26 protein-coding genes and 1 tRNA gene are annotated in these 25461 nt (G+C 65.0%); 18 read left to right on the top strand and 9 right to left on the bottom strand.

The features are described 5' to 3' along the window. The first annotated feature begins 23 nt into the window (after positions 1-23). Complete coding sequence (locus VGN62_RS03435; RefSeq protein WP_327451199.1) at positions 24-1280, top strand: dipeptidase; 1257 nt, start codon at positions 24-26, stop codon at positions 1278-1280. 3 nt (positions 1281-1283) lie between these two features. Here the strand turns inward: VGN62_RS03435 and VGN62_RS03430 are convergent, their stop codons facing one another. Then, positions 1284-1697: a DoxX family protein gene (locus VGN62_RS03430; RefSeq protein WP_327451197.1), complete on the bottom strand. Its 414-nt coding sequence runs from the start codon at positions 1695-1697 to the stop codon at positions 1284-1286. Then, positions 1694-2986 carry an FAD-dependent oxidoreductase gene (locus tag VGN62_RS03425; protein WP_327451195.1) on the bottom strand — a complete coding sequence of 431 codons (1293 nt, stop codon included), beginning with the start codon at positions 2984-2986 and terminating at the stop codon, positions 1694-1696. Before VGN62_RS03425 ends, VGN62_RS03430 begins: the two co-directional genes overlap by 4 nt. A 155-nt stretch (positions 2987-3141) precedes the next feature. Here VGN62_RS03425 and VGN62_RS03420 point away from each other — a divergent pair. Then, positions 3142-3215 (top strand) — tRNA-Gln (locus VGN62_RS03420). Positions 3216-3305: 90 nt separating this feature from the next. Continuing rightward, positions 3306-3962 (top strand): hypothetical protein, encoded by a 657-nt coding sequence (locus tag VGN62_RS03415; RefSeq protein WP_327451193.1) that lies wholly within the window; start codon positions 3306-3308, stop codon positions 3960-3962. A gap of 15 nt (positions 3963-3977) precedes the next feature. Here VGN62_RS03415 and VGN62_RS03410 read toward each other — a convergent pair whose 3' ends face one another. Next, a complete protein-coding gene (locus VGN62_RS03410) occupies positions 3978-4226 on the bottom strand; it encodes a helix-turn-helix transcriptional regulator (protein ID WP_327451190.1) in 249 nt (82 codons plus the stop codon). Positions 4227-4311: 85 nt separating this feature from the next. Between VGN62_RS03410 and VGN62_RS03405 the strand changes: the two genes are divergently transcribed. After that, positions 4312-4878 carry an SHOCT domain-containing protein gene (locus VGN62_RS03405; RefSeq protein ID WP_327451188.1) on the top strand — a complete coding sequence of 189 codons (567 nt, stop codon included), beginning with the start codon at positions 4312-4314 and terminating at the stop codon, positions 4876-4878. Here the strand turns inward: VGN62_RS03405 and VGN62_RS03400 are convergent. Continuing rightward, positions 4875-5081 (bottom strand): hypothetical protein, encoded by a 207-nt coding sequence (locus VGN62_RS03400; RefSeq protein WP_327451186.1) that lies wholly within the window; start codon positions 5079-5081, stop codon positions 4875-4877. The genes VGN62_RS03405 and VGN62_RS03400 overlap by 4 nt on opposite strands. Further along, positions 5078-6085 carry an IS1595 family transposase gene (locus VGN62_RS03395; RefSeq protein ID WP_327451184.1) on the bottom strand — a complete coding sequence of 336 codons (1008 nt, stop codon included), beginning with the start codon at positions 6083-6085 and terminating at the stop codon, positions 5078-5080. The genes VGN62_RS03400 and VGN62_RS03395 overlap by 4 nt, the downstream gene beginning before the upstream one ends. Before the next feature lie 96 nt (positions 6086-6181). On the opposite strand from VGN62_RS03395, the gene VGN62_RS03390 reads away from it, so the two are divergent. Then, the gene (locus VGN62_RS03390) at positions 6182-6394 is read left to right on the top strand and encodes a DUF6471 domain-containing protein (protein WP_327451182.1); all 213 of its coding nucleotides are present in this window, start codon (positions 6182-6184) and stop codon (positions 6392-6394) included. Positions 6395-6685: 291 nt separating this feature from the next. Here the strand turns inward: VGN62_RS03390 and VGN62_RS03385 are convergent, their stop codons facing one another. Continuing rightward, entirely contained in the window at positions 6686-7189 is a 504-nt protein-coding gene (locus VGN62_RS03385; protein ID WP_327451179.1) for a hypothetical protein, read from the bottom strand. A gap of 775 nt (positions 7190-7964) precedes the next feature. Between VGN62_RS03385 and VGN62_RS03380 the strand changes: the two genes are divergently transcribed. The 8 genes from VGN62_RS03380 (at position 7965) to VGN62_RS03345 (ending at position 17300) form a co-directional block, all read left to right on the top strand. Then, a complete protein-coding gene (locus VGN62_RS03380) occupies positions 7965-10403 on the top strand; it encodes a TonB-dependent receptor (protein WP_327451177.1) in 2439 nt (812 codons plus the stop codon). 100 nt (positions 10404-10503) lie between these two features. Further along, positions 10504-11457, top strand: a complete 954-nt coding sequence (locus VGN62_RS03375; protein WP_327451175.1) for a TauD/TfdA family dioxygenase — start codon at positions 10504-10506, stop codon at positions 11455-11457. Between the two features lie 117 nt (positions 11458-11574). Then, complete coding sequence (locus tag VGN62_RS03370) at positions 11575-13236, top strand: arylsulfatase (RefSeq protein ID WP_327451173.1); 1662 nt, start codon at positions 11575-11577, stop codon at positions 13234-13236. Between the two features lie 110 nt (positions 13237-13346). Continuing rightward, complete coding sequence (locus VGN62_RS03365) at positions 13347-14240, top strand: TauD/TfdA dioxygenase family protein (RefSeq protein ID WP_327451171.1); 894 nt, start codon at positions 13347-13349, stop codon at positions 14238-14240. After that, positions 14237-15634 (top strand): FAD/NAD(P)-binding protein, encoded by a 1398-nt coding sequence (locus VGN62_RS03360; RefSeq protein ID WP_327451169.1) that lies wholly within the window; start codon positions 14237-14239, stop codon positions 15632-15634. The genes VGN62_RS03365 and VGN62_RS03360 overlap by 4 nt, the downstream gene beginning before the upstream one ends. A 205-nt stretch (positions 15635-15839) precedes the next feature. Further along, a complete protein-coding gene (locus tag VGN62_RS03355) occupies positions 15840-16448 on the top strand; it encodes a hypothetical protein (RefSeq protein ID WP_327451167.1) in 609 nt (202 codons plus the stop codon). Further along, positions 16426-16980 (top strand): RNA polymerase sigma factor, encoded by a 555-nt coding sequence (locus VGN62_RS03350; RefSeq protein WP_327451165.1) that lies wholly within the window; start codon positions 16426-16428, stop codon positions 16978-16980. The genes VGN62_RS03355 and VGN62_RS03350 overlap by 23 nt, the downstream gene beginning before the upstream one ends. Then, positions 16977-17300, top strand: coding sequence for a hypothetical protein (locus VGN62_RS03345; protein WP_327451163.1), 324 nt, complete (start codon positions 16977-16979; stop codon positions 17298-17300). The genes VGN62_RS03350 and VGN62_RS03345 overlap by 4 nt, the downstream gene beginning before the upstream one ends. Positions 17301-17310: 10 nt before the next feature. On the opposite strand, the gene VGN62_RS03340 is transcribed toward VGN62_RS03345, so the two are convergent. The 3 genes from VGN62_RS03340 to VGN62_RS03330 all read right to left on the bottom strand — a co-directional run bounded on the left by VGN62_RS03340 (position 17311) and on the right by VGN62_RS03330 (position 20290). Then, positions 17311-18036, bottom strand: coding sequence for a hypothetical protein (locus tag VGN62_RS03340; protein WP_327451161.1), 726 nt, complete (start codon positions 18034-18036; stop codon positions 17311-17313). A 3-nt stretch (positions 18037-18039) separates the two neighbouring features. Further along, on the bottom strand, positions 18040-19251 hold the full coding sequence (locus VGN62_RS03335; protein WP_327451159.1) for a toxic anion resistance protein: 1212 nt from the start codon (positions 19249-19251) through the stop codon (positions 18040-18042). A 76-nt stretch (positions 19252-19327) separates the two neighbouring features. Further along, a complete protein-coding gene (locus VGN62_RS03330) occupies positions 19328-20290 on the bottom strand; it encodes a bile acid:sodium symporter family protein (protein ID WP_327451157.1) in 963 nt (320 codons plus the stop codon). 58 nt (positions 20291-20348) lie between these two features. Here VGN62_RS03330 and VGN62_RS03325 point away from each other — a divergent pair, with 58 nt between their 5' ends. The 5 genes from VGN62_RS03325 (at position 20349) to VGN62_RS03305 (ending at position 25432) form a co-directional block, all read left to right on the top strand. Beyond that, positions 20349-20999, top strand: a complete 651-nt coding sequence (locus VGN62_RS03325; RefSeq protein ID WP_327451155.1) for a 5'-methylthioadenosine/S-adenosylhomocysteine nucleosidase — start codon at positions 20349-20351, stop codon at positions 20997-20999. 75 nt (positions 21000-21074) lie between these two features. Then, entirely contained in the window at positions 21075-21995 is a 921-nt protein-coding gene (locus tag VGN62_RS03320) for a tetratricopeptide repeat protein (RefSeq protein WP_327451152.1), read from the top strand. Then, positions 21935-22891 (top strand): hypothetical protein, encoded by a 957-nt coding sequence (locus VGN62_RS03315; protein ID WP_327451150.1) that lies wholly within the window; start codon positions 21935-21937, stop codon positions 22889-22891. The genes VGN62_RS03320 and VGN62_RS03315 overlap by 61 nt, the downstream gene beginning before the upstream one ends. A 104-nt stretch (positions 22892-22995) precedes the next feature. Then, a complete protein-coding gene (gene typA / locus VGN62_RS03310; RefSeq protein WP_327451148.1) occupies positions 22996-24828 on the top strand; it encodes a translational GTPase TypA in 1833 nt (610 codons plus the stop codon). A gap of 58 nt (positions 24829-24886) precedes the next feature. Further along, on the top strand, positions 24887-25432 hold the full coding sequence (locus VGN62_RS03305) for an rRNA large subunit pseudouridine synthase E (RefSeq protein ID WP_327451146.1): 546 nt from the start codon (positions 24887-24889) through the stop codon (positions 25430-25432). Positions 25433-25461: the final 29 nt, after the last annotated feature.

The following is a 25461-nucleotide window of genomic DNA, read 5'->3' as shown; positions in this document are numbered from 1 at the left end:
ACAACGACCTAAGGTCGCGTGCCATGACAAAGTCGCACCTGCTCGCCGGCCTCGCCGCATTCGCCCTGATATCCACCCCCGCCATGGCGCAGAAATCGCCCGAAGCGGTCGCCGAGGCGGCGCTGAAAAAAGCGCCGGTGTTCGACGGGCATAATGATGTGCCGTGGGAGCTGCGCGGGAGCGTCGGCAATGTGATCAATAATTTCGACTTCAACGACACCACCAGGCCCAAGCCCGACGGAAGCGTGATGCACACCGATATCCAGCGGCTGCGCAAGGGGCATGTCGGCGCGCAATTCTGGTCGGTCTATGTGCCCAGCAACACGAACGAGCAGCAGGCGGTGCAGCAGACGATCGAGCAGATCGACGTCGCGAAGCGGCTGATCGCGCGCTATCCGAACGACCTTGGTTTCGCGCGGACCTCGGCCGAACTCGAAAGCCAGATGAAGGCGGGCAAGGTCGCGGGCATGCTTGGCGCGGAGGGCGGCCAGTCGATCGGCTCGTCGCTTGCGGTGCTGCGCGAACTTTATGGCATGGGCGTTCGCTACATGACGCTGACGCACGGCAAGACGACGCCCTGGGCCGACAGCGCGACCGACGCGCCGCAGCACGACGGGCTCACCGATTTCGGCAAACAGGTCGTGCGGGAAATGAACCGCATCGGCATGATCGTCGATTTGAGCCATGTCAGCGAAGCGACGATGAAGGACGCGCTCGAAGTCTCGCACGCGCCGGTGATGTTCAGCCATTCGGGCGTGCGCGCGGTCAACGATCATCCGCGCAACGTGCCCGACAGCGTGCTGCCCGCGGTGAAGGCCAATGGCGGCGTGGTGATGGTCGTTCTCTACGCCGCCTTCCTCGACCCCAAGCTGCGCGCGCATGGCCTGGCACGGACGGCGGAGAAGGCGCGGCTCGACGCGCTGTACGTCGGCAATCCCGATGCTGTCGCCCCGGCACTGAAAGCGTGGGACGCGGCGAACCCGGCCCCGCAGACGCCGATCGGGATCGCGGCGGACCATATCGACCATATCAAGAAGACGATCGGCGTCGACCATATCGGGATCGGGGGCGATTATGACGGGATGGACGCAACTCCGGTCGGGCTGGAGGATGTCACCGGCTATCCGCGCCTGTTCGCCGAACTCGCGCGGCGCGGCTATACGCAGGCCGAGCTCGAAAAGATTTCGAGCGGCAACATGTTGCGCGTGCTGAAGGCGGTCGAGGCTTATGCGGCGAGCCAGAAAGGCCAGCCGCCGATCGAGACGCCGGTTGCGAAATAGCGGCTAGGAAGAGCGGCGGCGAAACGGCCAATCGGCCGCGCCGCTTGCCCACAGCGCCCACCATATGATCAGCGGCTGCGCGGCGAGGCGCGGGCCGTGATACCACCAGCTTAGCGTTTCGCCGCCGATCGCGACGTTGGCGAGTGCATGATGGAAGTTGGCGGGCCAGACGCACAGCGCGTAGAGCGCGAGGCCCCAGCCCGCCGCCTTGCGGGTGGCCGGGATCATCAATCCGATCGCGCCCGCGATCTCTGCAATGCCGGTGGCGGCGACGACCAGTCCGGGTGCAGGTACCCATGGCGGTGTGATCGCGAAGAACGGCGCGGGCGTCGCGAGGTGCCGATAACCCGCATAGCCATAGGCCAAGGCCAGCAGCCAGCGGAGCGCGGTGCGGACGCCCGTCCGGCCGGGACTCAACGCCCGATGGCTTCGAGCATCGCCTCGATGCTGGTGAATTTCTCGCGCGGGTTGCCGTCGAGCGCGGCCTTGACCTCGGCCTCCTCGATCCGGCGCCAGTCGCGGAAGGTGACGGGGGTAATGTCGCGGCTCGCGAGCAGCGCGTCGAGCCCCGCCCGGCCCGCCTTGCCCGCGCCGCGCCCGATATCTTCGATCACCATCTCGCCGATCCGCGCGCCGTCGGGCTTGTTCGTGCCGATCGTCCCCGACGGGCCGCGCCGCGCCCATCCGACGGCATAAAGCCCGGGCAGGATCCGCCCGTCGTCGCTCGCGAAGCGCCCACGGCCATGTTCGTACGGCACGCCGGGGATCGGCGGGGTCTGGTAACCGATACAGCTGATCACGAGCCCGGCGTCGATCGCGTAGGTCTCGCCGGTGCCATGACTCCTGAGATCGGCATCGAGCGTCGTGCGTTCGACGATGACGCGCTGGACGCGCCCGTCGCCTTCGATTCCGATGGGCATGGCGAAGAAGTCGAAATCGATCGTCACCGGTTTGGCGACGGGGTTGGCAGCGAAGCTGCGCAAATGCGTCACCGATTTGCGCATCCCGGGTTCGAGCAGCGCGTCGTCGCCCTCGGGCGGCAGGTCGGCGGGGTCGACGCGCGGGCTAGCGCGTTCGAGATGGCCGAGCTCGCCCAGTTCCTTCGGGGTCATCGCAATCTGGTGCGGACCGCGGCGGCCGAGGATGTGAATATGACGCACCGCGCTCGCGCCCAGTGCATCGCGCGCATGTGCGACGATATCGCTTCCCGCGAACTCGGCGGGGGTCTTGGCGAGGATGCGCGCGACGTCGAGCGCGACATTGCCGTTGCCGATCACCGCGACGCCGGGCGCATCGAGCAGCGGGTTGAGGCCCGCGAAATCGGGATGGCCATTGTACCAGCCGACAAAGGCGGCGCTGCCGATCACGCCGGGCAGGTCGGCACCCGGAATGTCGAGCGGCCGGTCGTTGGGCGCCCCGGTCGCGAGGATCACCGCGTCGTAAAGCGCGACCAGCTCGTCGATCGTGACGTCGGTGCCGACCGCGACATGCCCGACGAAGCGGACATTGTCGGTGAGCGCGACCCCTTCGTAGCGGCGCGACACCGCCTTGATCGATTGATGGTCGGGGGCGACGCCGGTGCGAATCAGGCCATAGGGGACGGGCAGCCGGTCGATCACGTCGACCGCGATATCGTCGGCTTTCTGCAATGTTTCGGCGGTGTAATAACCCGCCGGCCCAGACCCGACGATCGCGACGTGACGCATCAGCCCACTCCTTATGGGTGTTCTGCGCCGGGGCGCAGCCCCCTTTGTTGTCCCCGCGATGCTAGCGGCGAAATGCGTCAGGGCAAGCGGACTTGTTCGGCCTGCCCCAGCGGCCTTGACAGCGGGTCCGCCGGGTCATATTGCGCGCGCCTCGTTGCCCCGTCGTCTAATGGTAAGACTACGGATTCTGATTCCGTCTATTGAGGTTCGAATCCTCACGGGGCATCCAGACTCCCGGTATTAGGTAGCAAACGCACCAAGCGCTGGCGCATTGACTATCTATGCCATAGTAGCATCGTCATTCTCCCTAGAGGATCAGATGCTCAACCTGTTCAAACGCCGCCGCCCACCGTCACCGCTCTTTGACTTCATCAAGGGCGTTACGCCGCAACGCGCAGCTAACTTCCTTGATGCGAACATAAGCTCTCCGCGCTTAGTTGGCCTTTCGGTTTTTATGTTCACCAATGCCCTTGCCGGGCACTTCCTAAGGAGCGTTGACGACGAAGACGCAATCCCAATGGAGGCCTCTAGTCGAGACGTGTTCGCATTTGAAACCTTGGCTTTTGCGGCTTTCGGTCTGCGAGATCAGTATACGCGACTGGCGCTCGAAGACGGCCACAGGAACTTGAGCCCCGTAGCGAGTGATGGATTCCGACATGGCCTCGAACTTGGCTGCACAATGATTTTGGATACCACCAAGTGGAATTGCCGGAAGCTGTTCTATGACCGGGTGATCTCTTACGTCAAAGTCGGCACCATGGGTGCTCCCAAAGACGCAGCAGAGCGTTTTCGGTTTCTCCTAATGACTATGGACAAGGCACAAAGCCCGAGTGCCGAATACGGTCGGGCAAATTTCGATCTTGCCGATACGATCCAAAGTTATGCGGCAGTGATGGCCTTTGCCGCCACAATGCCGAAAGGCTACGCGGAATCCCTTCGTAATGTCGGTGAAGAACTGAACATCGCTGGCCTCTGATCCTGCGCTGAATGCTTATGTCGGGCGTCCCGGTGGCAGGTCGGTAGTTAGCGCCGCCACGTCACACTTCATCGCCCGACACAGCTTTACCAACGCGACGAACGTCAGATTATGTTCGCCGCGCTCGATCCGGCCCACGTAGCTGCGATCCAACCCCGCCTCATGGGCAAGCCCTTCCTGTGACATGCCAAGCTCGCTTCTGCGGGCTCGAATGCGTTTGCCGAGGATGTCGAGATACGGGTCCACGCCGCCAAGTCGCGGCATAGGGGAGTATCAGTCCACGGAGTAAGAATCCCCTTGTTAACCTTTGTCGGATAAATGGGCTGGGACTGATATTCGGGAGGACGATATGAGACTGGCTTGTCTATTCGGCGCGTTAATCGCGGTGGTTGCGCCGGTTACTGCACAGCAATCCGAAACGGGCTCGCAGCCTGACCCGGCAGCGAAGCGCGAAATCGACTGGATGTCGGCTGTAACCAAGCAACTGACAAGCTCGCTCGTCGATCCCGGTTCAGCCCGCATTACTTTGCCCTACGGCTTCACGCCCCAGCCCACGACATGGAAGGTCTGGGGCGTCGATATGCAGGGCTATTTCACCTGCGGCGCGGTGAACTCGCGCAACCGTATGGGCGGATATGTCGGCGAGACAATCTTCCTCGCTCATATCAGCTTGCAGGGCCAGGTGACGACAACACTCGACAGTTCCAAATACCCGGTATTAGGGCGGGTCTGTGCCTCGGGCGGATTGCCTCCGATAAGGCCAACAACGGTTGCTGCTATCTTTCGGCCGGCACCGCAGGATGCGGGTAATTCCCTGTCGAAGCAATTGGCCGATCTAGCCGACCTTCACCGAAAGGGCGCGATCTCCGACGAGGAGTTTGCAGCGGCCAAGGCACGTATCATTGGGTCAAACTAATCGGCCTCGATTACACACTGAATCCGGCCGGTCGCAACCATAACGCCCCGACAGACGCCATGGTCGTCCGCCATAGGCATGTGGCCGGCCAGAAACTTGGCGCGCGCGGCCTCGGTCATCAGTTCGCCGAGATCACGAAAAGGGAAATCGATCGCGAGCGGATGACTGTGGCCCATCAGATAGACTTGGTAGACAGCCATCACGCGGCCTCCTTCCGACGCTGCCAATAGCCCTTCCACTGCCGCGAGACGGGATGGTGCAGCCCAGCCGCCGTAATCGTCAGGAATTGCTCTCCGTTCGATTTGCGTCGGTTATCTTCCCGCCATGCCATTTCATTCGCATAGGCTTCGAGCTTATCCGCAATGCGGTGATGGACACCCTGCTCGCTGCGGCGAACTCGCGAATGATAGGATTCGGCATGGTTGGTCGAAACCTCCCCTTCCGCGTAACTCTTTGAATGATCGATACGCCTCGTATCAAAGATCGCTTCGAGCCCGTCATAGCTTTTGGACTCATCGGCGTAGAGGATGCTACCCGGTTGGATCACGTTCACCGCCAGTTTTGCGCCTTCCAGTTCGCTGCAAATGAAAGGGCGGGTCCGACCGCCGCGTTCGCGCATAACAGTGACACATTTTCGCTTGCCCGTTTGGTTCGCGAGTTGTCGCCTGTCCCGTCGATTTTCCTTCCGCGTGGCAGGCTTCGCATAGCCGCCGAAATAGGCTCCATCGATCTCGACCGACCCAGCAAGCCGTTCGGCATGTTGGAGCGCGCCGAGCGCTTCCCGCAACTTATGCGCCAAAACGAACGCGGTCTTGTGCTGCACATTCAAATCCCGAGATAGCTGGAGAGCGCTGAGTCCTTTTGCCCCGTTGGCGAACAGGCCGATCGCGAAGAGAATGTCGCGAAGCTCTAGCTTTCGGCTAGCAAAGATGGTCCCGGATGTGGCCGAAAACTGCTTCAAGCAATTGGCGCATTTGAAAAGGCGACGCTTCCGGATTTCGCCGGTCTTGCGATTCTTCACGGTGCGGGTGATGCGATAGACGACGGCGCACTGGCAGTGATGGCAAAAAGGTTCGCCGTCCGTCTCTACGTAGCGAAGCGCGATGAATGCGTCTTCCGCCTCCTCTTCGGACATGCGGGCGACGCGCTTGAGATCAAGCGTCCTTGCCGATGCCGAGAGAAGAAAATGCTGCGACTCACCCTCCAATGCGTTACGTTCGCATCGGATATGATGACTCAGTCCAAGCAGGTCAAGCTAAATCGCATCATATTTGATGATATTTGAATCATAAGGATTACGTTTGTGACAGATTGGTCGGCATATGCAAAAGGGATTCTAAGGGCGGAAATGCTCCGCAAGGGGATGAGCTACGCCGATTTGGTCACGGCTCTGGCCCAAAACGGCGTGAAGGAGTCCGAAGCAAACCTCAGGAACAAGGTCAGCCGGGGCTCCTTCACTGCCGCTTTTCTCTTCGAGTGCATGGATGCGATGGGCGTCAAAACGCTCCATCTCTAATAGAGAAAAGGCTGGACATTTTTCATATCCGCAAGTAATAAGCCTTCGTATCGCGGTAAACGCGCATACAGATAGCCCTCCCTTCTGACTCAAGGGTTGGTTCCAGAAGCCCGCAGACGGTCCTACCCGCTGCGGGCTTCGTCGTTTCTGACGACGGAAACGCAAATAGACGTGAAAAATCGCAAGGGCAAGCATTTTTTTGCTTGACTAAGAGCTTTTAGTTTAATTGCTACTATGTGGAGTCGGATTTACAGTCAATGTATATTTATACCTTACATTGACGGTATTAAATTAGGGATCAAATTCGACCTCCGGTTTGTTGATAGCTCGCCATTGCATCGGGTAGCGTCCGGAAGATTCAACGGTCTTGCCTCGATGGTGTCGAAGTGAGGCTTCAACTGCATTTACAGTTCGCTGGGCCAGCTTTTGATCTGGATTTTCACACCCTACCTCCCGCAATACCTGCATCGCAATTTCGCGCGCGGTCATCGGTTCGGAAGCGTCGCGAAGAATGTTCATCCCCCGCCTCCCGCATGAACCGAACGGAACGGGCAAGGTATGCGTCCATGGTTGAATGGGAGGGGCTTGCTCGGGCTTCCAATCTGGATGCGCGTCACGAAGTAGCAACTCTGCACCGGAGATTAGATTCTCCAACTGCGGGATGCGTGCCTCCAACTCAGGCAGCTTTTCGGCTTCGCGCCGTATCCGGGCGATCGACGCGTGGACGACCTGCAACTCACCAGTAAGGGCCGAGTAGCGTTGCTCCAGCGATTTCTTGAAGTTTGAAATTCCCATGCCCCAAAGCATAGGGAACGACGCTCGAGTCCGGCTAGGTAGCTCTTGGTGCGTTTGCTACCTAATACCGCAGACTCCTCCTATCGATGAGATCCTCCGGCCTTCGCTTTGCGGCGCGCGGCGTTCCGCCCGAAGATGCCGCCCAGATCCCCCGTTTTCCTGCTTTTGCGCTTGTCTGATAAGCCGCAGCTTGTCCGGCGAAAGATTTTCTTCGTCGCAAAAAGCGGTACCCGTCATTGACGAATCTAAAATCAATCGATTAAGTTGACATTGTCATTCGGGACTGGTCGAGACGGATGACGGGCTCTCCTCCTCGACCCGCGGCTTTTGACCGGGAAGCAGCTTGCTCCGCGTTACCAACGGCTAAAGCGCGTGATGCTCGGGCGACAGCGCCAGGCATTGCGTTCCCCCCAGAAGGGGTATTGCGATGCGTATGTGTAGCACCATCGACTAGATCATCGCCGCGTGCGTGCGCGGGGTAGCGGACCGACCGCGCCCCGCCGTGCACGGCAGCTCTCCATCCTCTCCAGCCGCGCCTCCTCACGCGAGACGTTTGCGGCCTGACGTCCGGCACCCGAGCGCCGGCGCGGGGAAATATCATGCCTTTGCTGACCCAATCCGACCTGTCGGATCTGGCTCGCTATCCTGCGTCCCTGCGCAGCGCCGCCCGTGCGCTGTGGGGGGCTCAGCTGGCGGCCGGATCGGGCGCGGCGCACCGCGCCACCATCCATCACATCAAAAAGGGGGCGGGAGCACCGCCCGGGGACCATATCCAATGAACCGTTTCTCTCCCGATCATCGTTTGAAGCTTCTCCTCGGCGCCGCGCTGTTGCTGCCTGCCGTACCCGCCGCTGCCACCGAAACCGGAACGGCCTCCGCCGACGGTGCCGCCGTGGACGACGACGCTGCCGGCGCCGCGGTGGCCGCCGCGTCTGCCGCCTCCTACGACGGCGCCGAAATCATCGTGTCGGCGCGCCGCCGCGACGAAAGCGCACAGGATGTGCCGATCGCGCTGTCGGTCGTGGGCGCGTCGCAGCTCGAGGCAACGGGCAATTACTCGCTGACGCAGATCCAGCAGATCGTGCCGAGCCTGCAGGTGTTCAGCTTCAACCCGCGCAACACCAATATCAACATTCGCGGGCTCGGCAGCAATGTCGCGCTGACCAACGACGGGCTGGAGAATGGCGTCGGCTTCTATGTCGACAATGTCTATTACGGGCGCCCCGGCCAGTCGCAGTTCGACCTGGTCGATTTGCAGCAGATTGAGGTGCTGCGCGGGCCGCAGGGGACCTTGTTCGGCAAGAACACGACCTCGGGCGCGATCAACATCACGTCGAAGAAGCCCAGCTTTGATCCCGAATTTTCGGGCGAGGCGAGCGTCGGCGACTATGGCTATTACCAGCTGCGCGCGTCGGCGTCGGGGGCAATCATCGACGACCTGCTCGCCATTCGCATCAGCGGCTCGTCCACCGAGCGCCGCGGCTTCCTCTACAATGACACGCAGAAGGAGCGGGCGCAGGACTATTCCAACTGGAGCGTGCGCGGGCAGTTGCTGTTCACCCCGACGCCCAATCTCGAGGCGCGCATCATCGGCGATTTCTCGCGGCAGAAGCAGAACCATGTCCTCAACGTCTTCGCCGATTATTTCGGTACCTATGACAATGGCGCCGCGATTCCGAACAGCTTTGCCGAACGCGCGGCGCGCTTTCCCGGCTACAGCTTCCCGACGATCGATCCCTTCGCGCGGCGCGGGGAGGCGAACAGCCATTATCAGTCGAACATGGACGGCTATGGCGTATCGGGGCAGCTCGACTGGGACGTCGGCGCCGTCAAGCTGACCTCGATCACCGCTTATCGCTGGTGGGACTGGAACCCCGCGAACGACGGCGATTCGACCTCGCTCCCCGTCATCACCAAGGCGCAGCAGGCGAACCGCCAGCGTCAGTTCAGCCAGGAAATCAGGCTGGCGTCCGACAGCGACGGCCCGATCGATTATGTCGTCGGCGCCTATTATTTCTGGCAGGTCATCCGCGGCAAGGGCGCGAGCGCCTATGGCCCGGCGGCCGCGTTGTGGAACCGCCCCGCGACCTCGCCGATCCCGCTTGCGGCATGGGAAGCCGCGCTGAACGGCTTCGAGGCCAATTCGACCTCGGACCCGCGGACCAAAAGCTATGCGCTGTTCGGCCAGCTCGACTGGAAATTCACCGACCGGCTGACGCTGACCGCGGGGCTGCGCTACACGCATGAAAAGAAGAGCGGCTCGTTCACGCAGATCCATGTCGCGGGGACCGATCTGTCGACATTGCCGGCCGGAATCGCGGCGCAGGCGGCGGCGCTCCGCGCGCAATTCAACCCGGTCACCAGCTACTCGACGGGATTCAAGGACAACAGCATATCGGGGCTCGCGACCTTGTCGTGGCAATTCTCGGACGATGCGCTCGCCTATGCGACCTATTCGCGCGGCAACAAGTCGGGCGGGCTCAACCTCACCAACCTGCCCGCCGGGATCGACCCCGACGTCGCGCCCGAAAAGGTCGACAGCTACGAACTCGGCATCAAGTCGCAATGGTTCGACAAGGCGGTGACGCTCAACGTTGCGGGCTATTGGACCGAGATCAGCGATTACCAGACTGCGATCACCGAGCAGGTGCCGAACACGGTCAACGTCCGCCAATATATCGCGAATATCCCCGGCGTGCGCTCACGCGGGGTCGAGGGCGACCTGAGCTATGCGCCGTCGGAGCGCGCGAGCTTCTATGCCTCGGTCGCTTATGCCGACACGACGTACAGCGATTACCGCACCGCGCCGCAGGCGCCCGAGCGGCTCAACCGGGGGGGTATCCAGGACCTGACAGGCGAGCAATTGCCCGGCGTGCCGAAGCTCACCTACACGCTTGGCGGCGACGTGTCGGCACCGCTCGGCAATCTCGGCGGGCGCGACCTGTCGCTCTATGGCCACGCCGATTATTCGCACCGGTCGACCTTCAACACCTCGTCGAGCGACAGCCGTTATGCCGATGTTCCGGCCTATGGCATTGCCAATGCGCGGATCGGCATCCGCACCGATGACGGTCTGTTCGACTTGTCGATCTGGGCGCGCAACCTGTTCGACAAGGATTATTTCCAGACGCTTTCGCCCGCCGTCACCGGCATCGTGACCTCGCTGATCGGCGAACCGCGCACGATCGGCGCGACGTTGCGGACAAAGCTGTGATGCGCCCCGCCCATTCCCGAAATTCGCCGCGACGACAGCCGGAACCGGCCGGACGCGCCTGCGCCGAATACCCGCCGTCCAACCCCCAAAGGAGACTGACATGACGGACCTTCACAACAGCTATGCCAATGCGCGCGACAAGACTATCGACCTCGACGTCACCCCGGTGACCGGCACGATCGGTGCGATCGTGAACGGCGTCCAGCTATCGGGCGACCTCCCCGCCACGACGGTGCAGGCGATCCAGGCGGCGCTCGTGCGGCACAAGGTGCTCTTCTTCCGCGACCAGCAGCATCTTACCGACCAGGAGCATGAAGACTTTGCTGCGCTGCTCGGCGATCCGGTCGCGCATCCGACGGTGCCGGTCGCCGAAGGGTCGCGCTACCTGCTCGAGCTCGACAGCAAGGAAGGCTATGCCGCGTCGAGCTGGCACACCGACGTCACCTTCGTCGACGCTTATCCGAAGGCGTCGATCCTGCGCGCACTGACGATCCCCGAAGCGGGCGGCGACACGCAATGGGCGAATGGCGAGACGGCCTATGAGGGCCTGCCCGAAGTGCTGCGCCAGCTCGTCAACAACCTCTGGGCGACGCACACCAACCTCTATGACTATGCGTCGATCCTGCAGTCGGCGCCCGACGGCGAAAGCGCGGCGAAGCGGATCAAGGAGCATCGCAACGTCTTTGCCTCGACGGTCTATGAGACCGAGCATCCGGTGGTGCGCGTCCATCCGGTGAGCGGGCAGCGCAGCTTGTTGCTCGGCCATTTTGTGAAGCAGTTCGTCGGATTGAACGCCGCCGACAGCGCGCGGCTGTTCCAGACGTTGCAGGATCATATCACCAAGCCCGAAAATGTCGTGCGCTGGCGCTGGCGCGAGGGCGACGTTGCCATCTGGGACAATCAGTCGACGCAGCACCGCGCGACCGCCGACTTCGGGTTGCAGCGCCGGACGCTTCGCCGCGCGACGATTTTGGGCGACGTGCCGGTGGGGATCGATGGGCGGCAGAGCCGCACCGTCCGCAAGGAAAAGGCGGTTCAATACGAACCCGCCTGACGAAATCGGCCGGCGTTTAAGGTTCTCCCTTTCCTTCCTGTGACTGGCGCCGGTCCTGTCTGCGGCGCGCCCCGGTTTCATTCGCCGGGCGCGCCGGCCTTTTTGAAAGACTGCTCGATGATCCATGGTTCGCGTTTCGCCCGCCTCCTTTTTTCCGCGCTGATCGGTGCCGCCGCGACGATCGGTCCCGCACAGGCGAAGGAGCGGCGGCCGAACCTGCTCGTCATCGTCGCCGACGATCTCGGCTATTCGGATCTGGGCGCATTCGGGGGCGAGATACGGACGCCGAACCTCGACAGGCTCGCGCTGAACGGCATCCGGCTCGCGGGCTTCCATACCGCGCCGACCTGTTCGCCGACGCGCTCGATGCTGCTCTCGGGCACCGACAATCACCGCGCCGGGCTGGGCACGATGGCCGAGATGATCCGCCCGAACCAGCAGGGCAAGCCGGGTTATGAGGGCTATTTGCGCAGCGACGTCGCGACGCTCGCCGAGCGGCTGGGCGCGAGCGGCTATCGAACCTTGCTGTCGGGCAAATGGCACCTCGGCCTGACCCCCGAACAGGATCCCCATGCGCGCGGTTTCGAGCGCAGCTTTGCGTTGCTGCAGGGCGGGCACAATCATTTCGGCACCGACGCCGACCCCGAAAAGGGCGGCCGGGCAACCTACACCGAGCAGGGGAAGCGCGTGACGCAGCTTCCCGCCGATTTCTATTCGAGCGACACGTTCGCGGCGCGGCTGATCGAATTCCTGGGCGAGACGCCCGCCGGTGGAAAGCCCGCGCGGCCCTTTTTCGGCTATCTCGCCTTCACCGCACCGCACTGGCCGCTGCAAGCGCATCCCGAAGACATTGCGCGCTACAAGGGGCGCTATGACGAAGGCTTCGACGTGCTGCGCGCGCGGCGGCTGGCGCGGCAGCGCGAACTCGGTATCCTTGGCCCCGATGTCGCCGCGCATCTTCCGCGCAACCGCGACGGCAGCTGGGATTCGCTGACCGCGGAGCAACAGCGGTTCGCGGCGCGCAACATGGAAATCTATGCCGCGATGGTCGACCGGCTCGACCAGAATGTCGGCCGCGTCGTCGAGGCGCTGCGGGCATCGGGCGAGCTCGACAATACCGTTATTATCTTCCTCGCCGACAATGGCGCCGAGGCGCTCGACGTCGAAACCACGGGGGCGCAGATGCTCGCCGCGCAGTTGAAGGGCGCCGACAATGGTTTCGCCAATCGCGGTAAGGCGACGTCGTATCTCACCTATGGCGCGGGCTGGGCACAGGCGGCCACCGCGCCGTCGTGGCTGACCAAGGGTTATCAAAGCGAGGGCGGGACGCGCGCGGTCGCGTTCATCAGCGGCGCGGGCATCGAAGCGCGCAAGGGCGCCGAGACGCAATATCTGTCGGTCGCCGATATCGCGCCGACCCTGCTCGACCTCGCGGGCGCCGACGCCAAGGCGACGCAGGTTGCGGGGCGGAAGGTCGTGCCTATCACTGGCCGGTCGTGGGCCGCATGGCTGAAGGATGCCGGTGCGCGCGTCTATGGTGCGGATGACGGCGTCGGCGCCGAGCTGTTCGGATCGCGCGCGTATCGCCGCGGCGACTGGAAACTCACCGATATCGGCGATGGCGTCTGGCGCCTGTTCGATATCGCGCGCGATCCCGGCGAAACGCGTGACCTGTCGCTCGTCCATCCGGACCGCGCGGCCGAGCTTGCGGCGGCGTGGGATCGTTATGCGCAGGATGTGGGCGTGGTCCTGCCCGACGCGATCCCCTATCGGCCATAGGTCGCGCATATCGCGCGCTTCGGCGCGTCGGGACTTGTCAATTATTTTAGTTGAGTTACTTTCAAGCGTTCCGGGACTTTTTCCGAATCGAACGACCGAAAGGATTGTGCATGGCCACGCAGCTCAACACCCCCGACCTGTTCGAGGCCGCGCGCTCGCTCGGCGTGTCGATTTCGCCCGCGACCCCGACGATCGGGGCGGAGATCGGCGGACTCGACCTCGATCGCCCGCTGACGTCGGCGGAGGGTGAATGGCTGCGCGCGGCGTGGCTGCGCTTCAAGGTCGTCTTCTTTCGCGATCAGGACATCAGCCACGAAAGCCATGTCCGCCTCGGGCGTTTCTTCGGCGAACTCGAAGGCCATCCGGTGATCCCCTCGGTCGAGGGCTATCCCGAAATCCTCAAGATCGAAGGCGTCGAGGGCGTCCAGCTCACCGCCGAAACGCTTGGCGCTTTCCAGGCGTATAACAAGTGGCACACCGACGTGACCTTCCGTGAGAAGCCGTCGATCACCTCGATCCTGCGCGCACGGCACCTGCCGCCGCTTGGCGGCGATACGATGTGGGCCGACACCGCCGCTGCTTACGCCGGGCTGCCGCAGCCGGTGAAGGACCGGATCGAGGGGCTCGAGGCCGAGCATGACATCGTGCGCAGCTTCGGCGGCCGCGTCAGCGAGGAAAAACGCGCGCAGCTCGGACGCGACTTCCCGCCGGTGCGCCACCCCGTCGTGCGCTCGCACCCCGAAACGGGCGAGAAGATCCTCTACGTCAACTACACCTTCACCAGCCGCATCATCGATTTGCCCGAGGAAGAAAGCGACAGCCTGCTGCGCCTGCTCTTCGACCGGATCAAGGTGCCCGAATATCAGGTGCGTTTCCGCTGGACGCCGAACGCGATCGGCATCTGGGACAATCGGTCGACCCAGCATTATGCGGTCGGCGACTATTGGCCCGAATATCGCCTGCTCGAACGCGTCACCGTGTCGGGCGACGTGGTGACGCGTTGATCGAAGCGCAGCTTCATTCGCCGCGCCCGCGTTTCCGCACCGCGACGCGCGTCGCGATCGTCGGCGCGGGCTTTTCGGGCACGCTGCTCGCGATCAACCTGCTCGAACAGCCCGATGTCGAGGTGCTGCTGATCGAGCGCGACCGGCACCGCATGGGCGCCGGGGTCGCGTATAGCAGCACCGAAACATCGCACCTGCTCAACGTCCGCGCGGGCAATATGAGCGCTTTTGCGGACCGTCCCGACCATTTTTGCGAATGGCTGACGGCGCGCGGCCTCGGCTGCGAGGCGGCGTTTGTGACGCGCGCGACCTATGGCCGTTACCTGCGCGAAACGCTGCGCGCGGCAATGGAGCGTTATGGGCGGAGGTTGAAACTGGTCGACGACGAGGTGCTCGATATCGCCGAGAAGGGCGGGCAGGTGACGCTCGGCCTCGTCAATGGCGGGCTGATCGAGGCCGACCGCGCGGTGCTCGCGATCGGCAATCTGCCGCCGCACGACCCGCCCGCGATCCATGGCGCGCACCTGCCCTCGCATCGTTATATCGGCGATCCTTGGGCGAGCGCGTTCGAAGAGGGGCTCGATAAACAGGCGCCGGTGCTGGTGATCGGCACCGGGCTGACCGCGGTCGACGTGATCCTGCGCCTCGTCGCGCACGGTCATGAAGGTCCGATCACCGCGCTGTCGCGCCGCGGGCTGCGCCCGCATCGCCATATCGACGGGCTGCCGCGGCCGAAGCCCGTGCTCGCAAAGCCCGCGCCCGACCTTTCCGAACTGGTGCGCTGGGCGCGTGACGAAGCGCGCGGGCGCGACTGGCGGCTCGTCGTCGATTCGATCCGCCCGATCACCCAGATGATGTGGGCCGCCGCCGACGCCGACAAGCGCGCGCGTTTCCTGCGGCATCTGCGGCCCTTCTGGGACGTCCACCGCCACCGGCTCGCGCCCGAAGTCGCCGACCGGATCGATGCGCTGATCGCGTCGGGCCAGCTCCATTTCCGCGCCGGCAAGATAGCGAATGTCGCGGTCGAACCCGACGCGCTCGCGGTGTCGTGGCTGCCGCGCGGTGAGGCCGAACGGGTGACGGCGCGCGCGGCGCGGATGATCAATTGCACCGGGCCGCAAGGCGACCTGTTGCGCTCGTCCGACCCGCTGGTGCGCCGCCTGCTCGGTACGCGGCGCATCCGCCCCGATGCGCTGCGCCTCGGGCTCGACATCGATCGCGACGGGCATGTCGTCGACGCCGCCGGCAAGGCGTCCGAACATATACTGGCGATCGGGCCGATGACGCGCGGCGACCTGTGGGAAGTCGTCGCGGTGCCCGACATCCGCAACCAGGTCAGCGCGCTTGCGCGCCGCCTCGTCAACGCGCACTGGACGGGCGGCGAGGGGCTGTAGGCCCTTCTCGCAAAAAAATTTCCCGGTCGTGCATCCGCTGAGGCCTCTCGCGCCGTCCAGTACCTGATCGGCCTCCGCGCCGGTCCGGGCGGCGGCGCCCTGCGGTGGTCGATATGTGCTCCCCGGTGCAGATCATCTCCGCCTTGCCGGAGGCCGCCGCCTGTGGTTTCACCATGCCAAAAAGGCATGACGGAGAAATATGTCGATGGATATTCTGATTGCCGCCGCGGCCGCCGCCGCCACTGCGACCACCCCCGCGGCGGTACCTCCCGCCGTCACGACGATCACGGTGCCGGCCGGCGAGTCGATCAGCGCCGAACAGGTCGCGGCCTATATCAGCCCGCGCGAGGTCGCCTCCTACGTGCCCGCGCCGCCGCCGACCACCGAGCTGGTCGCGGTCAGCGACGCCTTCTTCAGCTGGCTTGAAAATATCACGGTCGTCGCGCTGTTCGTCGTCGGCTTCTTTCTGCTCGCGCGGCTGCTGCACGCGTGGATGCTGCATCGCTCGATCCGCCGCGCGCTCGAGGCCAAGTCGGACGCGGTGAGCCCGCTGATCGACAAGCTCAACAAACCCTATGAGCATCTCGGCGGACAGGGCGACAAGGAAACGGCCAGTGGCGGCGACGACCGCAATGCGCTGGTGCTGCTGGCGATCGGCCTCGCGATGGCGGGGTTCGGGATCATCCAGGGACATGAAGAGCTGGTCCGCATTTCGGCCGGTGCCGCGCTATTTCCCGCCTTCGTCGGTATCGCGCTCCTCGTCCGCCGCCGCCTCGCGCGCGCCGCGGCGCTTGAGGAGCGCAACGCTGCGTGATGAGGCAAGCGCCGATGAAGATTGGGCCCTCAACCAGCGCGTTGCCGGGGGAGATCGCGCCGCTTTCCAGCTCCTCGTGTTGCGACACGAGGCGCGGTTGCGCGCCTTCCTGTCCCGCGCCGCCGGGTGCGACGCCGACGATCTGGCGCAGGAAGCTTTCGTTCGCGCGTGGCAACGCGCGGGCGAATATCGGGGGCAAGGGAGTTATGCGGCGTGGATCATGGGAATCGGCTGGCGCCTGTTCCTCGACCAGCGGCGCACCGCGCGGCGGCGCGAGGGACTGGCCGCGGGCGAGGAGCATTCGACGTCGACCGACCCACGCCCGGCAAGCGACGCGGCGATCGACGCCGACCGCCTTCTCGCTGCGCTGTCGCCACCGGAACGCGCCGCGCTTACGCTTTGCTTCGGCCATGGCTGGTCGCACGGCGAGGCGGCGGAGATCATGGGCGTGCCGCTCGGTACGCTCAAATCGCTGGTCTTGCGCGGGCGCGCAAAGGCGCAGAAGATGATCGGCGAAGGAGCGGACGCATGACGACCCCCGACGAACGCGAAACCGACGCGCTGCTCGCCGCGATGCTTGCGCCGCCCGCCCGCACGGGCGACCGCGGCTTTGCCGTCGGAGTCGAGCGCGCGATCGACGCGCGGGCCGCCTATACCCGCGCGCGCGCGCGTTTCTGGCGCAGCTTCGCGTTCGAAGCGGCCGCGGTCGGCGCCTTGCTGGCGGCGCTATGGCTGCTGTCGTCGGCGCCCTTGCTCGCGCCCTATGCCGGACCCGCACATTGGGGGCTGGCCCCGCCGCTGCTGCTCATCCTGCTGCTGTGGTTCGGGACGCAGCGCTGGCGCCAGACCTGACGCACCGGCTTTAGCCGGCGGGCGTGTCCTCACCGTCGAGGCCCTGATATTTGAGCTGGAGATAGCGTTCGCGCGTCGCAAGCTTGTCGAGTTCGCCCGCAGCGAGGTTACGCGCGGCGTTGCCGATCTCGCTTTCGAGCATCTTTAGCCCGCCGACCAGCGTCTCGTCGGGGGTACGCCCGGCGTGGGCTTCGGTACGCAGCCCCGCGGGAATGCGCTGATAGCCCGCGACGAGTTCGGGCAGGTCTTCGCCGACGAGTTTACGGATGTTCGCCGCTGCCGGGCTCGACGCGTCGAGCGTCTGGAGCTGCGGGGCGAGCAGGTCGAGCTGGACGCCGATGCCGTCGACGAGCTGGCGTGCGGGCGCGGGCAGCGCCGGGCGCTGCGCCTCCAGCCAGATTTCGGTGCGCCCCGCGAGCTGCTTCAGGTCGGCCTTCGGCAAATCGGCCTGGCGCGGTTCGGGGAAGGGCGTCCGGCCGAACAGCACCGCGACGCCGATGAGCAGGACGAACAGCGCGAGCAGGCCGGTGAAGCCGAGCGGCTGGATCAGCGCGCCGAAGACCGCGGCGCCGAGCAGCACGATGCCGCCCGCGATCAGCACGCGGCCGAGCTTCTTGTAGAGATGCTGGCGGCGCAGCGCGATGCTCTTGGTTCCGATCGGGCGGCGGCGTTCGCGCGATCTTTCGATCGCCGAAGCCGCCGAAATCCGGACCTTGTCGACTTCGCTCATCGTCATCCTTTAGCCTTCGAGTGCGGCAAGCGGGCTGGCCGCGCCGCTGACGCTCGACTGCGCCTGCGTCGCCCCTTCGGCGCGCGCGATATAACCCTTCGATTTGACGACCTCGCCTTCGAGCGTGGTGACCGTCGCCTTCATCGTGTCGAGCGCCTTCAGCTTGAAGGTGTCGATCGCGTCCATCGTGTCATAGATATTCTGGAAGGCGCGCTGGAGTGTTTCGACGGGGATCGTGCTCGATGCGGCCTGTTCGTGAATGCGCGCGGTATTGTCCTTCAGCATCTGCGAGGTGCCGTCGATGATGTTCGCGGTCGTCGTGTTGAGCGCGGTGATCTGTTCGAGCACCAGCTTCTGGTTCGTCATTGCCTGCGCGACGGTTATTGCGGTCTTGAGCGCGCCGACGGTCGTGGTCGAGGCGCGTTCGACCCCCTTTACCAGCTCGACATTATTCTTTTTGACGAGGTCGAGCGCGAGATAGCCCTGGACCGTCACCGCCATCTGCGTCAGCAGGTCCTGCGTACGCTGGCGCGCATAGAAGAGCGCGTTTTCGCGGATGACCTTCGCTTTCGCGGGGTTGCTGCTGTCGAGTTCGGCGGCCTTTTCCTCGAGCCGCCGGTCGAGCGTACCCGCGACGTGGATCATCTGTTCGAGCTTGCCCATCGCTTCCCACAGCTTGCGCCGTTCGACGTCGATCGCGGCATTGTCCATGAGCAGCTCGTCCTTGCCGTTCGACAAGGCGGTCAGGATGCCGCCGATATGCGTCTGCGCGCTGCGGTACTGGGCAAAATAATTGTTGATCTTGCTGCCGAAGATCTTGTCGAAAAAGCCGCGTTTGTTCAGCAGCTTGCCGTTCGCCGAGGGATCGAGCTTCTCGACCGTGGTGCGCAGTTCGATCAGGCTCTGGCCGATGTTGGTGTCGCGGTCCATCGCCTTGATCGGGCGGTCGAGGAAGCGGTTCGACTGGTTCGCCGCGTCGAGCATTTCCTTGCGGCCCATGTTGGTGATCTGGTCGATCCGCTTGCCGAATTCGGGCGAATTTTCATCCTGCGCGATCAGGTCGTCGATAAAGCCGTCGACGCGTTCCTCGAGCTTCGATTTCTGGTCGGTCGACAGCGGCACCAGGCCCGCCGCCTTTTCGGGCGTGATCGCGGGCATCGGCTCGGGCGGGGTCAGCTTCAGCTCATCGGTCGCGGTCGCCGTTGCAGTCAGTTCGCTCATTCGTCTTCCTTCCAGCCCCAAGTTACGATCCAGGGCCGCCTGCCTACATGGCATGCGGACCTGTGTTATTCAAGCACTACACCTTGTCATCGCGAAGCGCCGGCGCGATCCACGCGGACAGGATCAGTTGCGCCATGTGATAGACGAGGATCGGGACGAGCACCATGCCGGCGATGGCAGGCGGGAAAAGCGTCGCGGCGAGCGGTGCGCCGACCGCGATGCTCTTTTGCGCGCCCGAAAAGAGCAGGGTGATGCGGTCGGGCCGCGCGAGCTGCAGCAGCCCGCCGAGCGCCCAGGCGCCGCCGAAGGACAGCGCCAGCAGCGCGGCGACCGCGGCGAGCACGATGCCGATCTCGCGTCCGTCGAGCAGGCCCCAGATGCCGGCGACGACCGCCGCCGAAAAAGCGACATAGACCGCGATTGCGATCGCGGTGCGGTCCATGAAGGTCGCGAGGCCGCGGTGCGCGAGCACCCACGGCCGCAGCCAGCGCTGGACGAGCTGCCCCGCAATGAAGGGGACAAGCAGGATCGAAACGATGCGCAGCACCGCCTCCCCGTGGATTTCGCCCGCGCTGCCGGCGAGCAGCGCGAACAGCAGCGGTGAGAGCGCGACGCCGGACAGGTTGAGCAGCGCGGCGGCGACGACGCTCGCCGCGATGTTGCCGTCCGCGAGGCTCGACGCGGCGGTTGCCGACTGGACAGTCGAGGGCAGGATGCCGAGGAAGAGAAAGCCGAGCGCGAGCGTTGCGGGGAGCAGCGGCGCCATCGCCGCCTGCGCCGCGAGGCCGAGGAGGGCCATGAAGCCGAAACAGAAGGCGAGCGCAGCGCCTTGCAGCTTCCAGTTGCGGATGCCGTGCAGCACCTCGTCGCGCGGCAGGCGCACGCCGTTCAGGAAAAAGAGGAAGACGATCGCAGCGGTCGACAGTCCTCCCGCAACCGGCACCGCCGCGCCGCGCACGGGGGCCACGCTTGCGAGCAGGATCGTCACGAGCAGAACGGGGACGAAGCGGTCGGGAAAGATGCGAGCGAGCATTGCCATGAGCGATGGCGTTGCGACGCGCGCTTGGCAAGGCCGCACGAGACGGTAGACAGGTGCGATGTCCGATATCCTGATCCTCGCCGCCTTGCCCGAAGAGGCCGATGCGCTGTTTACCCGCGCGGGCGAGCCCGTTGCTGGTCCGTTCGCGGCAAGGCGATTCGACGGTTCCGGGCACCGCCTGACCATCGCGACCTGCGGGCTCGGCAAGGTCAACGCCGCGCTTTGCGCGGGCGTGCTTGGCGCCGACGCCGACCTGCTGCTGATGACCGGCACCTGCGGGTCGCTCGGCGCGGCGCCGGGGGCGTACTGGATCGCCGAGGCGTTGCAGCATGACTATGGTGCCAATCAACCGGGCCTGTTTCGCCGCTATCGCGCGGGCGAGTGGCCGATCGGCGAGGCGGGTGAGGCGCACTTCCGGGCGATGGCCGATCCGGGACTCGGCTTGCCCCGCGCGCGGATCGCGAGCGGCGACAGTTTCGTCGCCTGCCCCGATGCGGCGGCCGACCTGGCGGCGCTCGGCGCGACGCTCGTCGATATGGAGGTTGGCGCGGTGGCGCAGGTCGCGGCGCGGCTCGGCAAGCCATGGGGCGCGATCAAGGCGGTGACCGACGAAGCGAATGGCGACAGCGCGGGCGATTTCCATGCCAACCTCGTCCGCGCGGCGCGGACGGCCGGGCAGGAAATCGAGCGGCTGGTCGCGATGGTCTGAGCCGCGCTTCGCCGTTCCGCACGGGGCGCACTTGTGATAGGCTGACGTCCGTATCGACCGAGGGAGAGACTCGCCATGCGGTATCGATCTTCACTAGCCATTCTTGCCGCCTGCGCGGTCTTTGCCGCGCCGATGACCTTCGCGGCCGGCAGCGGCGGGAGCGGCAGCAGCGCGCCGCCGAGCCAGAGCAGCTACGACCCGACGGTCGATTATCAGAAGGGCACCGACGCCTTCGCCTCCGGTCAATATGCCGAGGCGGCGAAAGCCTTCAAAAAGGTCGTGTCGGCGGTGCCGAAAAACCCGCAGGCCAATTATCTGCTCGGCGCGAGCTATATGGCGCAGGGCGATTTCTCGCGCGCGGTGAAGCCGCTCGAAGCTGCGGTTCGCTATGACGAGAAGATGGTCGACGCGCGCCGCGACCTTGGCATCACGCAGGCGAAGCTCGGCAAGGCGGAAAAGGCCGACGAACAGCTCGGCGCGCTGAAGGCGATGCAGGAAGGGTGCGCGGGGACATGCACCGATTCGGCGAAGCTCGCCGACGCGGTTGCCAAGCTGGAGGCGGCGGTCGCCGCGGGACCGCAGGTGCAAAGCGCGGTCGAGCCCGAGGTACGGCTCGCCGCGGCCGAAACGCTCGATGCGACCTATGTCGCCGCCGTCGGCCTGATCAACGAGCATCGCTACGAAGCCGCGATCGCGAAGCTCGACGCGGCGCTGTGGGCGGCGGGACCGCACCCCGATGTGCTCACTTACCTGGGCTTCGCGAACCGCAAGCTGAAACGTTATGACGCGGCCGAAGCCTATTATCGCGAGGCGCTCGCGATCGCGCCGGCGCATCGCGGCGCGCTCGAATATTATGGCGAACTGAAGCTCGAGCGCGGCGATGTCGCGGGAGCGAAGGCGCATCTCGCGAAGCTCGAGACGATCTGCGGATTCGGATGCCACGAGGTCGACGAACTCCGGCGCTGGATCGCGGCGGGGCGCGCATCCGCAAGCTGATTGCGTTCGCGGCGCTGCTCCTTGGCGTGGCGGCGACGCGCGGCGATGCGCCGCCGGTTTTCGAGCAGTTGCGCTGGACCGCGCCGGGGGCCGAGCTGGCATTGTTGTCCGGACAGCCCGCGGCTTGCCTTGCGCCCGGCGACGACGCGCTGGTGCGGAGCGGACGCGCGCTGTTCGGCGCGCCGACGCTGCTTGGCGGGCAGGCGGCCAAGGCGGGGCTGAGCTGCGCCAGCTGCCATATCAACGGGCGCGGCAATCCGCATTTCCTGCTCGCCGGCGTCTCCGCCGCGCCGGGGACGGCCGACGTCACGAACAGCTTCTTCAGCGCCGCGCGCGGCAATGCGCGCTTCGACCCTGTTGTCATTCCCGACCTGGCGATGCCCGGAAAAATCTCGCGCGACCCCGATACGCGCTCGCTCGAACCCTTCGTCCGCAACCTGATCGTCGAGGAATTCGGGGGGCAGGAGCCGACCCCGGCGACACTCGAAGCGCTGGCCGCCTATGTTCGCGCGGTGCGGCCGTGCACACCCGAACGCACCGCCGCGCGGCGGCTGGACGACCAGCTTGGCGCGCTCGACGACGGCATCGCGGGGGCGCAACTGATGATTGGTCGCGGCGACCGGCAAGGGGCGGCGCTGTCGATCGCGGCGATGCGCCATCAACTGGGGCTGATCGCCGAGCGCTACGCGGGGCGAGGGTTCGCCCGCGAGCAGGCGGCGCTGCTCACGGCGTCGCGCGAATTGCGCGCAATCGGCGATATGTCCGACCCGGTCCGGTTGGCGGCCGCCCTCGACCGCTGGAAGGTCGATTTCGACAGGGGCGCGGCGAAACGGTTGCGCCGCGCCGAGAATCGCTCGCTCTATGAGGCGGGGCATTTGGCGCAATCGCAGCGATAGAGCGCGGCTTCGGCAATCATGTTGCGCCGCAGCACCACTTCTGTTAGGGGCGCGGCGTCTCGCGGCGCTCCGGGCGCTGCCCCCTTACATCAAGGCTTATCCGCATGTCTTTGCGCAATATCGCCATCATCGCGCACGTCGATCATGGCAAGACCACCCTCGTCGACCAATTGTTCCGCCAGTCGGGCACCTTTCGCGACAACCAGCGCGTCGAAGAGCGCGCGATGGATTCGAACGATCTCGAAAAGGAACGCGGGATCACCATCCTTGCGAAGTGCACCAGCGTCGAGTGGGGCGAAGGCGCCGACCAGACGCGGATCAACATCGTCGACACCCCGGGCCACGCCGACTTCGGCGGCGAGGTCGAGCGCATCCTTTCCATGGTCGACGGCGTCATCCTGCTCGTCGACGCGGCCGAAGGCCCGATGCCGCAGACCAAGTTCGTGACCGGCAAGGCGCTCGCGCTCGGCCTGAAGCCGATCGTCGTCGTCAACAAGATTGACCGCAGCGACGCGCGCGCCGCCGAAGTGCTCGACGAAGTGTTCGAACTCTTCCTCGCGCTCGAAGCCAATGACGAACAGCTCGACTTCCCGATCCTTTATGCCTCGGGCCGCGGCGGCTATGCCTCGGAAAGCCCCGAAGCGCGCGAAGGCACGCTCGAGCCGCTGTTCAAGACGATCGTCAGCCACGTGCCGACCCCGGGCCTGCCCGAAGACGCGCCCTTCACCTTCCTCGCGACCCTGCTCGACCGCGACAATTTCATCGGCCGCATCCTGACCGGCCGCGTCCAGTCGGGCACGGTCAAGGTCAACCAGCCGATCCACGCGCTCGACATGGACGGCAAGGTGATCGAAACCGGCCGCGCGTCGAAGCTGCTGGCGTTCCGCGGGCTCGACCGCGTGCCCGTCGAAGAAGCCAAGGCGGGCGACATCGTCGCGATCGCGGGCCTCACCAACGCGACCGTCGCGAACACGATCGCCGACACGAGCGTGAGCGAGCCGATCGCCGCGCAGCCGATCGACCCGCCGACGCTGTCGATGCGTTTTGCCGTGAACGATTCGCCGATGGCGGGCCGCGAAGGCAGCAAGGTGACGAGCCGCATGATCCGCGACCGCCTCTTCCGCGAAGCCGAAACGAACGTCGCGATTCGCATCACCGAAAGCGCCGACAAGGACAGCTTCGACGTCGCGGGCCGCGGCGAGCTCCAGCTTGGCGTGCTCATCGAAACGATGCGCCGCGAAGGCTTCGAACTCGGCATCAGCCGCCCGAAGGTCCTCTATGGCGAGGACGAAGCCGGCAAGCGCACCGAACCCTATGAAACCGTCGTCATCGACGTCGACGACGAGCATAGCGGCACGGTCGTCGAGAAGATGCAGGTCCGCAAGGCCGACCTGACCGACATGCGCCCGTCGGGTGGCGGCAAGACGCGCATCACCTTCAGCGGCCCCTCGCGCGGCCTGATCGGCTATCATGGCGAATTCCTGTCCGACACGCGCGGTACCGGGATCATGAACCGCCTGTTCGAGAAATACGGCCCGTACAAGGGCGTGATCGAAGGCCGCAAGAATGGCGTCCTGATCTCGAACGGCAATGGCGAAGCCGTCGGCTATGCGCTTGGCCCGCTCGAAGAGCGCGGCATCCTCTTCGTCTCGCCCGGCGAGGCGCTGTACGAGGGCATGATCATCGGCGAAAATGCCAAGCCCGACGACCTCGAGGTCAACCCGATGAAGTCGAAGCAGCTCACGAACTTCCGTTCGACGGGCAAGGACGACGCGATCCGCCTGACCCCGCCGCGCCGCATGACGCTCGAACAGGCGATCGCCTATATCGACGACGACGAAATGGTCGAGGTGACCCCGAAGAATATCCGCATCCGCAAGGCGCTGCTCGACCCGCACGAGCGCAAGAAGGCGTCGCGCAAGAAGGAAGCGGCATAAGATACAGACCGGCGGCCCCATCGGCCGCCGGTTTTTCTTTGGGGTTGAGGAGCGCGCCGTGGGACGGTTGATCCTGTTCAACAAGCCGTACGGCGTGCTGTCGCAATTCACCGATCGCGGCACGGACGGTGCGCGCGCGACGCTGTCCGACTATATCGACATGCCGGGCGTCTATCCGGCCGGACGGCTCGATCGGGATAGTGAGGGGCTGCTGATCCTGACCGACGACGGCGCGTTGCAGGCGCGGATTTCGTCGCCGAAGCACAAGACGCCCAAAACCTATCTGGCGCAGGTCGAGGGCGAGCCCGACGGGGCCGCGCTGGAAGCGCTCGGCCGCGGCGTCACGCTGAACGACGGCCCGACGCGCCCCGCGGCGGTCCGCCGCATCGACCCGCCCCAGCTCTGGGAGCGCGACCCGCCGGTGCGGTACCGCAAGAGCGTGCCCGACAGCTGGATCGAACTCACCATCACCGAAGGCCGCAACCGCCAGGTTCGCCGCATGACCGCCGCGGTCGGCTATCCGACGCTGCGGCTCGTCCGCTGGCGGATCGGGGGGTGGGAGATTGGCGGGCTGGCGCCGGGGGAGTGGCGCGAGGCGACATAATGCCGGCGGCGCCATGCTCTGCCACCCTG

This window comes from Sphingopyxis sp. (assembly GCF_035998905.1).
Classification (GTDB): domain Bacteria; phylum Pseudomonadota; class Alphaproteobacteria; order Sphingomonadales; family Sphingomonadaceae; genus Sphingopyxis.
The sequence above is the reverse complement of the archived record's forward strand: the minus strand, read 5'-3'. Positions and strand labels throughout refer to the sequence as shown.

Bases quoted from the DNA above. Each gene is read 5' to 3' on its own strand.
- VGN62_RS03365 (WP_327451171.1), top strand. From the start codon at position 13,347: ATGGCCACGCAGCTCAACACCCCCGACCTGTTCGAGGCCGCGCGCTCG.
- VGN62_RS03315 (WP_327451150.1), top strand. From the start codon at position 21,935: ATGCCACGAGGTCGACGAACTCCGGCGCTGGATCGCGGCGGGGCGCGC.
- VGN62_RS03335 (WP_327451159.1), bottom strand. From the start codon at position 19,251: ATGAGCGAACTGACTGCAACGGCGACCGCGACCGATGAGCTGAAGCTG.
- VGN62_RS03320 (WP_327451152.1), top strand. From the start codon at position 21,075: ATGCGGTATCGATCTTCACTAGCCATTCTTGCCGCCTGCGCGGTCTTT.
- VGN62_RS03405 (WP_327451188.1), top strand. From the start codon at position 4,312: ATGAGACTGGCTTGTCTATTCGGCGCGTTAATCGCGGTGGTTGCGCCG.
- VGN62_RS03410 (WP_327451190.1), bottom strand. From the start codon at position 4,226: ATGCCGCGACTTGGCGGCGTGGACCCGTATCTCGACATCCTCGGCAAA.
- VGN62_RS03375 (WP_327451175.1), top strand. From the start codon at position 10,504: ATGACGGACCTTCACAACAGCTATGCCAATGCGCGCGACAAGACTATC.
- VGN62_RS03385 (WP_327451179.1), bottom strand. From the start codon at position 7,189: ATGGGAATTTCAAACTTCAAGAAATCGCTGGAGCAACGCTACTCGGCC.
- VGN62_RS03425 (WP_327451195.1), bottom strand. From the start codon at position 2,986: ATGCGTCACGTCGCGATCGTCGGGTCTGGGCCGGCGGGTTATTACACC.
- VGN62_RS03340 (WP_327451161.1), bottom strand. From the start codon at position 18,036: ATGACGATGAGCGAAGTCGACAAGGTCCGGATTTCGGCGGCTTCGGCG.
- VGN62_RS03415 (WP_327451193.1), top strand. From the start codon at position 3,306: ATGCTCAACCTGTTCAAACGCCGCCGCCCACCGTCACCGCTCTTTGAC.
- VGN62_RS03330 (WP_327451157.1), bottom strand. From the start codon at position 20,290: ATGGCAATGCTCGCTCGCATCTTTCCCGACCGCTTCGTCCCCGTTCTG.
- VGN62_RS03325 (WP_327451155.1), top strand. From the start codon at position 20,349: ATGTCCGATATCCTGATCCTCGCCGCCTTGCCCGAAGAGGCCGATGCG.
- VGN62_RS03345 (WP_327451163.1), top strand. From the start codon at position 16,977: ATGACGACCCCCGACGAACGCGAAACCGACGCGCTGCTCGCCGCGATG.
- VGN62_RS03435 (WP_327451199.1), top strand. From the start codon at position 24: ATGACAAAGTCGCACCTGCTCGCCGGCCTCGCCGCATTCGCCCTGATA.
- VGN62_RS03380 (WP_327451177.1), top strand. From the start codon at position 7,965: ATGAACCGTTTCTCTCCCGATCATCGTTTGAAGCTTCTCCTCGGCGCC.
- typA (WP_327451148.1), top strand. From the start codon at position 22,996: ATGTCTTTGCGCAATATCGCCATCATCGCGCACGTCGATCATGGCAAG.
- VGN62_RS03355 (WP_327451167.1), top strand. From the start codon at position 15,840: ATGGATATTCTGATTGCCGCCGCGGCCGCCGCCGCCACTGCGACCACC.
- VGN62_RS03370 (WP_327451173.1), top strand. From the start codon at position 11,575: ATGATCCATGGTTCGCGTTTCGCCCGCCTCCTTTTTTCCGCGCTGATC.